This window comes from Amycolatopsis sp. WQ 127309 (assembly GCF_023023025.1).
Classification (GTDB): Bacteria; Actinomycetota; Actinomycetes; order Mycobacteriales; family Pseudonocardiaceae; genus Amycolatopsis.
The window spans coordinates 3,443,898-3,457,487 of record NZ_CP095481.1; the positions used below are offsets into that span (position 1 = coordinate 3,443,898).

A 13,590-nucleotide genomic window follows, 5' to 3' on the forward strand; every position below is an offset into this window, starting at 1 on the left:
GACATCCCGGCCTGGTCGTAGGCTGGGACACCGTGTTGGTACTGGCGATCGATACCTCGACCCCGGCGGTCACCGCGGGCGTCGTCGCACTGGACGGCGACCGGGTCGAGACGCGCGGCGACCGCGTCACCGTCGACCCGCGCGCCCACGGCGAGCTGATCACGCCGCACGCGCTGGCCGCGGCCGAAGCCGCCGGCGTCACCCTCAAGGACCTCGACGCCATCGTCGTCGGCGTCGGCCCGGGGCCGTTCACCGGCCTGCGCGCCGGCATGGCCACCGCGGCCGCCTTCGGCCACGCGCTCGGCATCCCGGTGTACCCGGTCGGCAGCCTCGACGCGATCGCCGCCGACGTCGCCCCGGGCGAGAAGCCGTTCCTCGTGCTCACCGACGCCCGCCGCCGCGAGGTCTACTGGGCGGCCTACGACGCGTCCGGCGCGCGCACGCACGGCCCCGACGTCCAGCGCCCGGCCGACCTCGAAACCGACGTCAAGGCGGCGGCCGGCGACGGCGCGGTCCTCTACGGCGCGGTGCTCGACGTCCGGCCGATCGAGCCGCGCTTCCCGTCGCCCGCCGGGCTGGTCAAGGCCGCTCGGAGCGCCCTGCTCGCGCAGGAGACGCCCGCGCCGCTGACGCCGTTGTACCTGCGGCGCCCCGACGCCGCCGAGCCGTCGGCGCCGAAGCGGGTGACCGCGCCGTGAGACTCGATCCCCTGCGCCGCAAGGACATCGCCCGCTGCGTCGAGATCGAGAAGATCCTCTTCCCCGGGGACGACCCGTGGAACGCCCACGCGTTCCACTCCGAGCTGGACATCGGCCACTTCTACCTGGCCGCCCGCCCGGACGAGGGTGACGAGGTGCTCGGGTACGGCGGGCTGGCCGTCCTCGGGCGGCGCCGCGGCGAGTACGAGGCGACCGTGCACACCCTCGGCGTCGCGCCGGAGTACCAGGGCCAAGGCATCGGCAAGGCGCTGCTGCTGGCCCTGCTCGAACGCGCCGACGAGTTCGGGGCACCGGTGTTCCTCGAGGTCCGCACGGACAACACGACCGCGCTCGGGCTGTACGAGCGCCACGGCTTCGAACGGCTCGGCATCCGGAAGCGCTACTACCAGCCTTCCGGCGCCGACGCGTACACGATGGTCCGCCCCGCGCGGACGCGAGACGAGGTGGCGGGCTGATGTCGCGCATCATCATGGGCATCGAGAGCTCGTGCGACGAGACCGGCGTCGGCCTGGTCCGCCTGCACGACGACGGCACGCTCGAGCTGCTGGCCGACGAGGTCGCCTCGAGCGTCGAGCAGCACGCGCGCTTCGGCGGCGTCGTGCCCGAGGTCGCCAGCCGGGCGCACCTCGAAGCGATGGTCCCGACGACTGAACGGGCTTTCGCCACGGCCGGGCTGTCACTGTCCGATGTGGACGCCATCGCCGTGACGGCGGGGCCGGGCCTCGCGGGCGCGCTGCTCGTCGGCGTCTCCGCGGCGAAGGCGTACGCGACGGCGCTGGACGTGCCGCTCTACGGCGTCAACCACCTGGCCGGGCACATCGCGGTGGACACGTTGCAGCACGGGCCGTTGCCGGCGCCGTGCCTGGCGCTGCTGGTCTCCGGCGGGCACACGCAGCTGCTGCGCGTCGACGACATCGCGTCGTCGATCACCGAGCTGGGGTCCACTGTGGACGACGCGGCGGGGGAGGCGTACGACAAGGTCGCGCGCGTGCTCGGCCTGCCGTACCCGGGCGGCCCGCCGATCGACAAGGCGGCGAAGAACGGCAACCCGGCCGCGATCGCGTTCCCGCGCGGCATGACCGGCCCGCGCGACGCGAAGTTCGACTTCTCCTTCTCCGGCTTGAAGACGTCGGTCGCGCGCTGGGTCGAAGGCGCTCAGCGTCGCGGCGAGGAGATCCCGGTGGACGACGTCGCGGCGTCGTTCCAGGAAGCCGTCGCGGACGTCCTGACGGCGAAGGCGATCCGCGCGGCGAAGGAGCAGGGGATCGGCACGATCGTCATCTCCGGCGGCGTGGCGGCGAACTCGCGGCTGTCGTCGCTGGCGGCGGAACGCTGCGCGGCGGCGGGCATCGAGCTGCGCGTCCCGCGGCCGCGGCTGTGCACGGACAACGGCGCGATGATCGCCGCGCTGGGCGCCCACGTGGTGGCGGCCAAGCGCCCCACGGCGGCCCTGGACTTCAGCGCGAACCCGGCCCTCCCGGTCACCGTCATCTCGCTCTAGGCCTCGTGAGTCTTGGTCCTAGGAAGCCGCGGCGTGCCTGTGCGCGGGCGTCCCGACGCCCAGCAGCTCCTCGATCGCCGCCACCGCCAAGACGGCCGCATTGCCGTTGCCGTAAGGGTTTCCGACCTGGGCCGTGCACAGCTCGCCGCGCAGCAGGCGGGCCGCGGTGTCGGCGATGCGGGCCGTGTCCGTACCCACCAGCCACGCGCACCCCGCGTCGACGACCTCCGCGCGCTCGGTGACGTCGCGCAGGACCAGCACCGGCGTGCCGAACGTCGGCGCCTCCTCCTGGATACCGCCCGAGTCCGTCAGCACCAGCGACGCCAGCCGCAGCGCGCGGACCAGGTCCGGGTACTCCAGCGGGTCCGTCACCGTCACCCGCGGCAGGCCGCCCAGCGCGGCGTCCACCTGGGTCCTGACCTGCGGGTTCGGGTGGGCCGGGAACAGTACCTGGACGTCCGGGTGCTCGGCGACGATCAGCTGCACCGCGGCGAGCGTCCGCTCCAGCGGCTCGCCCCAGGACTCGCGGCGGTGCGACGTCACCAGCACCAGCCGCTCGCCGGCCTCCGCGATCTCCATCTCCAGCAAGGCCAGCGCTGTGTCGCGCGCCGGGAGATCGCGCGCCGCGATCTCCAGCACCGCGTCGACGATCGTGTTGCCCGTGACCGCGATGCGTTGCCGCGCAACGCCTTCCGCGCGCAGCTCGGCCGCCGCGCCGAGCGTCGGGGCGAGGTGCAGCGCGGCCAGGCGGGACACCATCTGCCGCGCGCCCTCCTCGGGGAACGGCGCCGTGAGGTCGTGCGTGCGCAGCCCGGCCTCCAGGTGCACCACCGGGATGCCCAGCCAGAACGCGGCCAGCGCGCCCGCCAGCGTCGTCGTCGTGTCGCCCTGGACGACCAGCGCGGCCGGGGCGAGCCGGCGCAGCGCGTCGTCGAGGGCAGGCAGCAGGCCCGCCACGAGCTCCGCCTGTCCGCCGGTGACGCGCGACGGGACGTCCAGCCACGCGTCGGCGACCAGGCCGAACGGCAGCAGCGCCTGCTCGACCATGCCCGCGTGCTGGCCGCTGTGGACCAGGATCGGCCGGAGTGTCGGGTGCGCGTCCATGGCCAGCGCCAGCGGCGCGAGTTTGAGCGCTTCCGGGCGGGTCCCGGCCAGCAACATCACATCCACCCCGCGGTGCCTCTTTTCCACATCGTCCAGTGTCCACGAGAATTTCCGTCCGGAGTCGCCGGCGTGCGAGGGCGCACGCCGGCGACCCCGGGTTTCAGTGCTCCCGCGCCCGGGAGAGCCGGCGGCTGCGGCGGTGGACGGCGATCAGCGCGACGGTCCCGAGCAGGACCAGCAGCACACCGACGGCCAGCCACCACCCGACGTCGGCCCCGGTGACGGCGAGGGTGCCCACCCCGCCACCGGCCACGCCGACGCCGGCACCTGGCATCCTGTACACCCGGACCTCGCTCAGACCGTGCGGCGGTTGCGGAGGAAACGCGTGCCGACCGGCAGCGCGATGGCGCCGAGCAGGCCGAGCCCGACCCACAGGCCGGCGCCAGAGGCCAGCGGCATCGGCGGCGCGGCCGGGCCACAGGTCGCCGACGACACGATCACGTCACCCGAGCCGAGCGCGCCGACGACACCGCCGAGCAGCTGCACGTGGAGCGCGTTGACCGTGAGGCTGCCGTCCTTGTTCTTGGCCTGCTCATTCAGGATGATCGTCGCGACGTTGACCAGGCCGACGGCCACCTTGACCTGGGTGTTCGGCGCCGGGTTGGCGTCGACCGCGCCGACGCTGCCGAGCTTCGCGTCGGCCAGCGTGCTGCTGCCCTTGACGCCTTCCTGGGTGGCGGTGCAGACGGCTTCGACGGTCTTGACGCCGACGGTGCCGAGCGCGGCCTTGAGCAGCGGCAGGCCGACGTCGGCGGTGGTCGCCTTCGCCGTCACCGCGCCGGAGTCGTCGTCACGCTTGGCCTCGGCGGTGATCACCCCGGCCGTCAGGATGCCGGCCGCGTTCGCGCCGGCCACGGTGCTCGTGGTCGGGCCGGCGGTGTTGGCGACCGCGAGCGGCCCCACCTTCACCGCGGGCCGGCCGAGCAGCGTCACGTTCACGCTGACGCCGTACGCGGAACCGTCGCCGGGGGCCGCCGAAGCGGGGGCCGCGCCGGCGAGCACGACGCTCGCCACGACCGCGGCGAGCAGTCCGCCACGGCGCACGAGGGAGCTCTTCATCAACTGGTCCTCCGAATTTCGCTGAGTTTCTCGGGGGTTCGCGTGGTGTGTACGACTCCGGCGCGGATCGGTCCGGCCAGCCTCGAGTCGGCACGCGAATCGACTATCGCCAACAGGGCCTCGAATAGCACATGAAATTCACCGAATCACCGGATCGGGTAATGCTTTCGGACGTCTTCGCAGGTCGAATACGGCATCACTCGGACGGTCTAGCAAGTTCGCCGCCGCACCTGCCGAATGGCCGCTTGAACCTCCATGAGAAATCGACACCGAGAGGAACGTCGTGGCCGTAGCGAGCGCTCCGAACTCAGGGATGGCGAAGTTCCCGCTGGTCGTGGGGCTGGGCGCGCTGGCCGCCGCGGGCGCCGTCGTGGTGCTGGCCGAGCGGCTGTACCGCGAGCTGGAAGTGCAGCTGGCGGGCGCGATCCTCAACATCATCACTACATCGGGTGTTTATGTCGCCGGTGATCGGGAGTCCGTTTACTTTGGGTTGAGCGGTGCTGCTCCATTCGGGTTGAGAATGACGCCGGAATGTTCGTCGGCGTTTCTTCTGTTGCCACTGCTCGTTGTGACGATGGCCATGCTGTGGTTCCGGCCCGCCAATGCGAAACGACTGTTCTTTTCCCTCGGCGTTTCCGTGGTCGTCGTGGTGCTGGTGAACCAGCTGCGCATTCTCACGATCGTCGGCCTGGTCCATTGGCTCGGCCCGGACGAGGGCTACTACTGGGGGCACACGCTGCTGGGCTCGATGGTGAGCGTGTTCGGCGGCGCCGTCTCGCTCGTCCTGTTCGTCTGGCTGGCCACGCGGAAGAAGAACGCATGAGCGGCAAGGTCCTGCTGGCGATCACCCAGGCGTTCGCGCTGACGATGAGCGTGGCGTTCCTGGTCTACGTCGTGCTGATCGTCGTGCCGTACCTGCGCCGCAAGCCGGGCCCGGTGGGCGACCCGGCGGACTTCACGTGGCACTTCTTCGTCCCGTGCCGCGACGAGCAGACCGTCATCCGCGAGACGATCCGCTACCTGCGCACGACGTTCCGGCACGCGCACGTCTGGGTCGTCGACGACGACTCGGAGGACCGCACCGCCCGCGTCGTCCGGATGCTGTGGCGGCGCAACGGCGGTTATGACCCGTACCTGCACCTCGTGCCGCGCGTCCGGCCCGAAGCCCGCACCGGCAAGGGTGACGCGCTCAACGCGGCCTACCGGGCTCTGAACGACTGGATGGGGCCGGACGCGGCCCGCGACGACGTCGTGGTCGTGGTGGTCGACGCCGACGGCCGCCCGGCGCCGAACTGCCTCGAGGTCTGCGCGGCGGACCACCTCTTCGGCGACCCGGGGATCGGCGCGGTGCAGCTCGACGTCCGGATGAGCAACGTCGAGACCCCGCCGCCGACGCGCAACCCGGCCGGCCGCTGGTTCGGGCTGAAGCTCGCGCAGCTGCAGGACCTGGAGTTCCGGACGGCGATCGCGGCGATCCAGACGTCGCGCGGCTTCACCGGCACGATCTCCATGGGCGGCAACGGCCAGTTCACCCGGCTCACCGCGCTCGACTCGATCGCCGGCCCCGGCGAGCAGCCGTGGCGCGGCTCGCTGCTGGAGGACTTCGAGCTCGGCGTCCACCTGCTGACCGCGGGCTGGCGCACCGGGTTCACCCCGGATTCCCATGTGGCGCAGGAAGGTCTGTACAGCCTGCGGCGGTTCCTGGTGCAGCGCACGCGCTGGGGCCAGGGCACCATGCAGTGCGCGCGGTACCTGCGGCGGATCTGGGACTCACCGCACGTCAGCACGCTCGGCGCGGCGGAGATGATGTACTACCTCGCGCAGCCGTGGCTGCAGCTGCTCGGCTCGCTGCTGTACCCGATCCCGTTCCTGCTGCTGATCTTCAGCACCGCCGGCGACCCGGCGCAGATGTGGACGTGGTTCACCGGCGGCGCCTGGATCCTGTTCGCGATCTACGGTTCGTTCGGCCTGCTGCCGTTCATCGTCTGGGGCCCGATCTACCAGCTGAAGTGCTTGCGCAGCCGCAATGTGCTGCGTGGCATCGGCCTGGGCTTCGCCTACGCGGCGTACATCTACACGTTCTACGTGACGTCGTGGCGCGCCGTGTTCCGGCTGATCCGCGGCCGCAACGGCTGGGCGAAGACGCGCCGCAACACCGAGCGGACCGGGGGAGCGAAGGTCGCGCTCGACGCCTGAAAGCCGTGAAGGCCCCCTTCCCGGCTCTTACGGCCGGTAAGGAGGCCTTCACGGCTTTGGGCTAGAACGCCGGCAGGAACCGGACGTCGTCCGCCTTGACGAACGCGATCCGGTGCCCGAACTGGATCTGGACGTACTTGAGCTTGCCCTTCACGACCACGTGATCGGCCACGTCGAACGTGGTCGCCGAGTAGTACTCCGACCCGACCACCCCGGCCGACGAGTACTTCTGCCCGGCGGCCAGCGTGTACGGCAGCGGCGTGATCGCCTGCGGCGTGAGGTTCGCCGGGTAGGCCTCGGGTTCGGGGTAGGCGCGCCCGTACACCGGGATCGTGGCCAGCCCCGGCTTCGGCGTCACGACCAGGCCGATCGCGGGCTTGGCGACGCGCGCGTTGTGCGGGTTGTGGAACCAGCCCTTCTGGCCGAGGTACCAGATCGCCGTCCAGTCGCCGCTGGTGCCGGCGACGGCGAACTGCTGCCCGGTGGCGGCGCGGCTGCCGACGTCGGAGACGTCCGTTGTGGACGGTCCGCCCGCGGGGTGCAGGCCGATGTCGACCAGCAGCGGCGAGGCGTCACTGGGCTGCGAGTGCAGCACGACAGCCTCGGAACCCCTCGGCGCGCAAGGGGTTCCGGCGGTGTCGCAGCCGGTGAAGAGCGGCTGGTTCTTCGCGAAGTCCGGGTCGATGGTGACCAGCGACGAGCCGGGCAGGCCGAACCCGCCGAGCGGCGCGCCCAGCAGGTCGAAGTAGTGCGACCAGTCCCAGTAGGGGCCCGGGTCCCAGTGCATGCCCGCGATCGTCGACGGGACCGTGCCCGGCACGTTGTCGTGGCCGATGATGTGCGCGCGGTCGAGCGGGATGTCGTACTTGCGCGCCAGGTAGCCGACGAGCTTCGCGCTCGAGCGGTACATCGCCTCGGTGTACCAGGTGCCCTTCGCGGCGAAGCCCTCGTGCTCGACGCCGATCGACTTCGCGTTGATGTACCAGTTGCCCGCGTGCCAGGCGACGTCCTTGGTCGGCACGTGCTGCGCGATCAGGCCGTCGGCCGAGCGGATGGTGTAGTTCCAGCTGACGTACGTCGGGTCCTGGGCGAGCTTGAGGACGCTGTCCCAGTAGCCCTCGGTGTCGTGGATGACGATGTGGTCGATCTTCTGGCTCACCGGCCGATTGGCCAGGTCGTGGTTGCCGTAGTCGTTGCCCGGCAGTTCCTGGTAGGGCGCCGGGACGGACTCGCAGGTGACGGTCCGCGGGCACTCGACGTTCGCCGGGTTCGCCGCGGCCTCGGCGTGCTTCGGCAGCGCGAGGCCCGGCGTGGCGGCGAGGGTGACCTGCTGGCCGTCGTCGGTGGTGCGGCTCATCCCGCTCTTGATCGTCTCGAAGACTTCGTCGGCGAACGTCTGCGCGGCGTCGCCGGTCGAGCCGCTGTAGCGCGCGACGGCGTCGTACCAGCCGGTCTGGCCGACGTGGTACTTCGCGAGCAGCGCGGCGCCGCCCCGGATGTTCTGCCGGGTGTCGGTGCGCAGGGTCCGCGCGTCGGTCTTCGTCAGCGCCGCGGCCTCGTCGACGGTCTGCAGCCCGGTCTGCGGCGGCACGTCGGGCCCGGCGGCCGGGTGCAGCGCGGGCCGCGCGTCGTCGCCGCGCGGGTCCTCGCTGCCGACGTCGTGGTGACTGCCGGCGACCCCGGCTTCCCGCAGGTCGGTGAGGTGCATCGGGCCGTAGCCGGCGGATGCGCTGGGCGTCCCGGCGTTGAAGTCCCACCGGGATTCGAGGTAGGAGACGCCGAGCAGGACGTCCACCGGAACGCCGAACTCGGCCGCGGCGGCGGCGAAGTCCCGCTGCCGCTGATCGGTGGTGGTGCTCGCGGCGTGGGCTTGGCCGGTGAGGGCCCCGCCGAGCAGGGCGACGGCGGCGGCCAGCGCCGCCGTTCTGGAGAGCGAACGAGACGACATGGGCATAAACCCCCAGGGTTCAGGTGCCAGACGGTGAGAACCTAACCAGAAACTCACGCCGGGGGTAAGAGCCCGCGCTCAGGCGGGAACGAGCACGGCGGCCAGCCGGGCCAGCACCTCGGGGTGGACGCGGTAGTAGACCCACGTCCCGCGCCGTTCGCCGGTGATCAGGCCGGCCTCCCGCAGCACCTTCAGGTGGTGCGAAATGGTCGGGCCGGTCAGGTCGAAGGCCTCGGTCAGGTCGCACACGCACGCTTCGCCGCCACCGTGGGAGGCGATCAGGGACAGCAGGCGCAGCCGCACCGGGTCGGCCATCGCCTTGAACAACGCGGACAGCTCCACGGCCTGCGGTCCGGTCAGCGGCTCGCGGACGAGCGGCGCGCAGCAGGCGATCGGAAGCTGATTCGACACCTCTCTATCTTGACGGATGTCTATCCAAGGCGCAATCCTCTGCTTAGACAATCATCTATCCAAGGAGGCAGTGGTGTCCCGAGTACAGCTCGCTCTGCGGGTCGGCGACCTCGAAGGCTCGATCGGCTTCTACTCGAAGCTGTTCGGTACCGGCCCCGCCAAGCGCCGGCCCGGCTACGCGAACTTCGCCGTCGCCGAACCCGCGCTCAAGCTCGTCCTCCTGGAGGGCGAGCCCGGGCAGGCCACGGTCCTGGACCACCTCGGCGTCGAGGTCGAGTCCGCCGAGCAGGTCGAGTCGGCCGCCGGGCGGCTCGCCGGCGAAGGCCTCGAAACCCGGGCCGAGACCGGTACCACCTGCTGCTACGCCGTCCAGGACAAGGTTTGGGTGCACGGGCCGGGGCGGGAGCCGTGGGAGGTCTACGTCGTCAAGGTCGACGCGGGGAGCGCGGCGCCGTCCGGGGGCTGCTGCTCCTGAGCGGCGCCGGTGGGCGGCGGTGGGGGCGGCGGAACAAAGCCGCCGGTCAGGCGCGTTATCACCGGCAAGACGCACCCTCCTTGCGAGACTGGCACTCCCGTGGCTAGAGTGCTAATCGCACGGCCCGACAGCCCCGGCACCCGCGACGGCGGGGGTGGTAGAGCCGTAACCACAACCTGCCAACGCTTTCGACGACCGTGGAGGTCAACCCGGTGAGCGTGAACATCAAGCCGCTCGAGGACAAGATCGTTGTCCAGACGAGTGAGGCCGAGGAGACGACCGCTTCCGGTCTCGTCATCCCCGACACCGCCAAGGAGAAGCCCCAGGAGGGCAAGGTTCTGGCCGTGGGCCCGGGCCGGATCGACGACAAGGGCAACCGCGTCCCGCTCGACGTTTCCGTCGGCGACGTCGTCATCTACTCGAAGTACGGCGGCACCGAGGTCAAGTACAACGGTGAGGACTACCTGATCCTGTCCGCCCGCGACGTGCTGGCCGTCATCAACTGACGTCCGCTCGCAGCGCATGACGCCCCGGGCCCCGCACAAGCCGGGGAGCGGGGCGTTCGTGCGTTTCAGACCCACCGAAAGGTAAGCGGAACACGCTATGCCCAAGCAGATCAGATTCGACGAGGACGCTCGTCGCGCCTTGGAGCGCGGGGTGAACAAGCTCGCCGACACGGTCAAGGTCACCCTCGGCCCGCGCGGTCGCCACGTCGTGCTCGACAAGAAGTTCGGCGGCCCGACCATCACCCTCGACGGCGTGACCGTCGCCCGTGAGATCGAGCTCGACGACCCGTTCGAGAACCTCGGCGCCCAGCTCGCCAAGAGCGTGGCCACCAAGACCAACGACGTCGCCGGCGACGGCACCACGACCGCGACGGTGCTCGCGCAGTCGCTGGTGAAGGTCGGCCTGCGCAACGTCGCGGCCGGCGCGAACCCGACCTCGATCGGCCGTGGCATCGAAGCCGCCGCGGCGAAGGTCATCGAGGTCCTCAAGAGCAAGGCGACCCCGGTCAAGGGCCGCGAGAGCATCGCGCAGGTCGGCACCGTCACCTCGCGTGACGCGAACATCGGCGCCCTGCTCGGCGAAGCCGTCGAGAAGGTCGGCGAAGACGGCGTCATCACCATCGAGGAGTCGTCGACCCTGGCGACCGAGCTGGTGATCACCGAGGGCGTCCAGTTCGACAAGGGCTTCCTCTCGGCGCACTTCGCGACCAACCCGGAGGAGCAGAAGGCGATCCTCGAGGACGCCTACATCCTGCTCGTCCGCGAGAAGGTCTCGTCGCTGGCGGAGCTGCTGCCGGTGCTCGAGAAGGTCGTTGAGGCCAAGAAGCCGCTGCTGATCATCGCCGAGGACGTCGACGGCGAAGCGCTGTCCACCCTCGTGGTGAACTCGCTGCGCAAGACGATCACCGCCGTCGCCGTCAAGGCGCCGTTCTTCGGTGACCGTCGCAAGGCGTTCCTGGACGACCTCGCGTTCGTCACCGGTGGTGAGGTCGTCTCCGCGGAGATCGGCCAGAAGCTGTCCGAGACCGACCTCGGTTCGCTGGGCAAGGCCCGCCGGATCGTCGTCACCAAGGACGACACCACGATCGTCGACGGCGGCGGGGCCAAGGACGCCATCCAGGGCCGGATCGCGCAGATCCGCAAGGAGATCGAGACCACCGACTCCGACTGGGACCGCGAGAAGCTGCAGGAGCGGCTCGCGAAGCTGGGCGGCGGTGTCGCGGTGATCAAGGTCGGCGCGGCCACCGAGACCGAGCTGAACGAGCGCAAGCACCGCATCGAGGACGCCGTGGCGGCGACAAAGGCGGCTGTCGAAGAGGGCATCCTGCCCGGCGGCGGCTCGGCGCTGGTGCACGCGGTCAAGGAGCTCGAAGACGGCCTCGGCCTCGAGGGCGACGAAGCGACCGGTGTCCGCATCGTGCGTGACGCGCTGTCCGCCCCGCTGTTCTGGATCGCGACCAACGCGGGCCACGAAGGTGCGGTCATCGTGAACAAGGTCCGGGAGCAGAGCTGGGGCCACGGCTTCAACGCCGCCACCGGCGAGCTGACGGACCTGCTGGCCGCCGGCATCGTCGACCCGGTCAAGGTGACCCGGTCCGCGGTGGCGAACGCCGCCTCGATCGCGCGCCTGGTGCTGACGACGGAGTCGTCGATCGTCGAGAAGCCGGCCGAGGAAGAGTCCGCCGCAGCGGGCCACGGCCACTCGCACTGACGCAGTCCTGAGCACGAGAGGGGCGGCATCCCGCAAGGGGTGCCGCCCCTTTCTCGTCTCGGACGGGGCCTGCTCCGCGCGCGAAAACGGGGCGGCATCCGCGAGGGATGCCGCCCCGGTCCCGTCCCGGGCAGAACTCACCCGGAAAGCACGGAGGGCGGCCACCCCACCCGGCGCCGCCCTCCGGTGTTCGTGGGCCTTCAGCCGCCCGACATGCTGAGCGTGCGCTTGTCGGCCTTGATCAAGTGTTCGCGTTCGGACTCCGAGAGCCCGCCCCAGATGCCGTAGGGCTCGTGCACCGCCAGCGCGTGGCTGCGGCACATCTCCAAAACGGGACAGCTCAGGCACACGGCTTTCGCCCTGGCCTCCCGCCGTGCCCGCGCCGGGCCGCGCTCGCCGTCCGGGTGAAAGAAGGACGCGCTGTCCATCCCCCGGCACGACCCCTCCAGCTGCCAGTCCCACATGTCGGCGTTGGGTCCTGGGAGCCTGCGCGTGTCTGCCATCCTGACCGCCTCCGTCATTCGGTCGATGCCGCTAGCTGCTCTGCTGTGGTGCCGATACTCCATTCGGTGCAACGGCCGTAACGTTAGAAGCGCGCCAATAGTTGTTCAAGCGATTCGGTTCGATATCAGCCGTTAGGCATCCCCCGGATGTGTGAGCGGGGGGTTCGCCTCCGGTTGCCGACCTCGGTGGGTGCCTGGATATTGAGGCTCGTGGGAGCTGGGTCGGGTACCGAAGAACCCACCCTGCCGGTGGCCTCGGTCGCCCGCCGGCTCGGGGTCGCGCCGTCCACCCTCCGAACCTGGGACCGGCGCTACGGGCTGGGCCCCAGCCGCCACACCGACGGCCGTCACCGCCGCTACGGCACCTCCGACATCGGCCGGCTCGAACTGATGCAGCGGGCCCTCCTCAGCGGCGCGTCGACGGCGGAGGCCGCGCGCTACGCCCTCGAGCAGATCCCGCGCTCCGGCTCACCGCAGCCGGAGGAGCCCGAGGAGCCTCCCGAACCCGGCACCGCCGACGACGGTCACGAGGTCCGCTCCCGCCTGGCGCGCCGGCTGAGCACCGCCGCGCTGGCCATGGACGTCCACGCCGTGCAGCGCATGCTCGCCGACACCGTCGCGGAGCTGGGGGTGCTGCCCGCCTGGACGGGCGTCCTCGAACCGGTCCTGTCGGCGCTGCGGGCCCGCTGGCGCGGGGCCAGCGCGGGCGCCGAGGTCGAGTACCTGCTCGCCGAGTGCGTGTACGCCGCCCTGATCCGCGCCACCCCGGTGCTCGACGAGCCGCGCAACACCCGCCCGGTGCTGCTCGGCTGCGTCCCGGAGGAGCGCGACACGATGCCGATGTACGCGCTTGCGGCGTCACTGGCCGGCCGGCGGATCGGCGCCCAGCTGTTCGGGGTCCCGCTGCCCGCGGACGTCCTGGCGGTGGCGGTCCGCCGCAGCGCGCCGGCGGCGGTGGTGCTGTGGGCCCACCGCCACGGGATGGCGGACACCCGCCTGTTCGCCCGGGTGTCGCGCGGGCGCCAGCGGAGCCGGCTGTTCGCCTGCGGCCCGGGCTGGGACCCGTCCGGGTTGCCGGACAAGGTGGAGCACCTCCCGGACCTGCAGGGCGCGGCGGACCGCATCGAGCACGTCCTGGTCGGGGTCCACCACTAACCGACCCGCGCGGAACGCCGTGAAGGGCACCTTCAGGGCGCTCAGGTCCCTGAGGGTGCCCCTCACGGCCGTGCCGAGCCCAACGCGCAGCGCGTCGTGCGCTGGTTGTGGCTCGATCCGTCCTGCGGCCATTCGGCCGATCCGTCCGCACCCCGGATCGAGCCGCGGCCCCGGGCCGGCTCGATCCGGGCCCAGCGCACTTCGATCATGTTTCTGTCGGTGGCAGGCGCTAGAAAGGACGG

At 71.3% G+C, this 13,590-nt stretch carries 16 protein-coding genes; 9 read left to right on the forward strand and 7 right to left on the reverse strand.

Going from position 1 to position 13,590, the window contains the following annotated elements; genetic code table 11:
• The first annotated feature begins 32 nt into the window (after positions 1-32).
• From tsaB to tsaD, 3 genes are read left to right on the forward strand one after another with little or no spacing between them, the layout of a single operon-like run.
• Positions 33-698 (forward strand): tRNA (adenosine(37)-N6)-threonylcarbamoyltransferase complex dimerization subunit type 1 TsaB, encoded by a 666-nt coding sequence (gene tsaB / locus MUY22_RS16145; protein ID WP_247060607.1) that lies wholly within the window; start codon positions 33-35, stop codon positions 696-698.
• Positions 695-1,174 carry a ribosomal protein S18-alanine N-acetyltransferase gene (rimI, locus tag MUY22_RS16150; protein ID WP_247060609.1) on the forward strand — a complete coding sequence of 160 codons (480 nt, stop codon included), beginning with the start codon at positions 695-697 and terminating at the stop codon, positions 1,172-1,174. The genes tsaB and rimI overlap by 4 nt, the downstream gene beginning before the upstream one ends.
• On the forward strand, positions 1,174-2,220 hold the full coding sequence (gene tsaD / locus MUY22_RS16155) for a tRNA (adenosine(37)-N6)-threonylcarbamoyltransferase complex transferase subunit TsaD (RefSeq protein WP_247060611.1): 1,047 nt from the start codon (positions 1,174-1,176) through the stop codon (positions 2,218-2,220). The genes rimI and tsaD overlap by 1 nt, the downstream gene beginning before the upstream one ends.
• Before the next feature lie 18 nt (positions 2,221-2,238).
• Here tsaD and wecB read toward each other — a convergent pair whose 3' ends face one another.
• From wecB to MUY22_RS16170, 3 genes are all read right to left on the reverse strand, one after another.
• Entirely contained in the window at positions 2,239-3,390 is a 1,152-nt protein-coding gene (wecB, locus tag MUY22_RS16160; protein ID WP_247060613.1) for a non-hydrolyzing UDP-N-acetylglucosamine 2-epimerase, read from the reverse strand.
• 94 nt (positions 3,391-3,484) lie between these two features.
• Positions 3,485-3,667: a peptidase gene (locus MUY22_RS16165; RefSeq protein ID WP_247060615.1), complete on the reverse strand. Its 183-nt coding sequence runs from the start codon at positions 3,665-3,667 to the stop codon at positions 3,485-3,487.
• Positions 3,668-3,678: 11 nt separating this feature from the next.
• Positions 3,679-4,443 carry a choice-of-anchor P family protein gene (locus MUY22_RS16170; protein ID WP_247060617.1) on the reverse strand — a complete coding sequence of 255 codons (765 nt, stop codon included), beginning with the start codon at positions 4,441-4,443 and terminating at the stop codon, positions 3,679-3,681.
• Between the two features lie 313 nt (positions 4,444-4,756).
• On the opposite strand from MUY22_RS16170, the gene xrtP reads away from it, so the two are divergent.
• The gene (gene xrtP / locus MUY22_RS16175; RefSeq protein WP_247060619.1) at positions 4,757-5,266 is read left to right on the forward strand and encodes an exosortase P; all 510 of its coding nucleotides are present in this window, start codon (positions 4,757-4,759) and stop codon (positions 5,264-5,266) included.
• On the forward strand, positions 5,263-6,639 hold the full coding sequence (locus MUY22_RS16180; RefSeq protein WP_247060621.1) for a glycosyltransferase family 2 protein: 1,377 nt from the start codon (positions 5,263-5,265) through the stop codon (positions 6,637-6,639). The genes xrtP and MUY22_RS16180 overlap by 4 nt, the downstream gene beginning before the upstream one ends.
• A 61-nt stretch (positions 6,640-6,700) precedes the next feature.
• On the opposite strand, the gene MUY22_RS16185 is transcribed toward MUY22_RS16180, so the two are convergent.
• On the reverse strand, positions 6,701-8,593 hold the full coding sequence (locus MUY22_RS16185) for an N-acetylmuramoyl-L-alanine amidase (protein WP_247060623.1): 1,893 nt from the start codon (positions 8,591-8,593) through the stop codon (positions 6,701-6,703).
• A gap of 72 nt (positions 8,594-8,665) precedes the next feature.
• Complete coding sequence (locus MUY22_RS16190; RefSeq protein WP_247060625.1) at positions 8,666-8,998, reverse strand: metalloregulator ArsR/SmtB family transcription factor; 333 nt, start codon at positions 8,996-8,998, stop codon at positions 8,666-8,668.
• A 73-nt stretch (positions 8,999-9,071) separates the two neighbouring features.
• Between MUY22_RS16190 and MUY22_RS16195 the strand changes: the two genes are divergently transcribed.
• The 3 genes from MUY22_RS16195 (at position 9,072) to groL (ending at position 11,690) form a co-directional block, all read left to right on the forward strand.
• A complete protein-coding gene (locus MUY22_RS16195; protein ID WP_247060627.1) occupies positions 9,072-9,473 on the forward strand; it encodes an ArsI/CadI family heavy metal resistance metalloenzyme in 402 nt (133 codons plus the stop codon).
• Positions 9,474-9,685: 212 nt separating this feature from the next.
• Positions 9,686-9,979, forward strand: a complete 294-nt coding sequence (gene groES / locus MUY22_RS16200; RefSeq protein ID WP_007031106.1) for a co-chaperone GroES — start codon at positions 9,686-9,688, stop codon at positions 9,977-9,979.
• Between the two features lie 97 nt (positions 9,980-10,076).
• Entirely contained in the window at positions 10,077-11,690 is a 1,614-nt protein-coding gene (gene groL, locus MUY22_RS16205) for a chaperonin GroEL (protein WP_247060629.1), read from the forward strand.
• A 200-nt stretch (positions 11,691-11,890) separates the two neighbouring features.
• On the opposite strand, the gene MUY22_RS16210 is transcribed toward groL, so the two are convergent.
• Positions 11,891-12,211: a WhiB family transcriptional regulator gene (locus tag MUY22_RS16210; RefSeq protein ID WP_305879369.1), complete on the reverse strand. Its 321-nt coding sequence runs from the start codon at positions 12,209-12,211 to the stop codon at positions 11,891-11,893.
• Positions 12,212-12,442: 231 nt separating this feature from the next.
• Here MUY22_RS16210 and MUY22_RS16215 point away from each other — a divergent pair, with 231 nt between their 5' ends.
• Positions 12,443-13,348: a MerR family transcriptional regulator gene (locus tag MUY22_RS16215; RefSeq protein ID WP_371827673.1), complete on the forward strand. Its 906-nt coding sequence runs from the start codon at positions 12,443-12,445 to the stop codon at positions 13,346-13,348.
• Between the two features lie 62 nt (positions 13,349-13,410).
• On the opposite strand, the gene MUY22_RS16220 is transcribed toward MUY22_RS16215, so the two are convergent.
• The gene (locus MUY22_RS16220) at positions 13,411-13,557 is read right to left on the reverse strand and encodes a hypothetical protein (protein WP_247060633.1); all 147 of its coding nucleotides are present in this window, start codon (positions 13,555-13,557) and stop codon (positions 13,411-13,413) included.
• Positions 13,558-13,590: the final 33 nt, after the last annotated feature.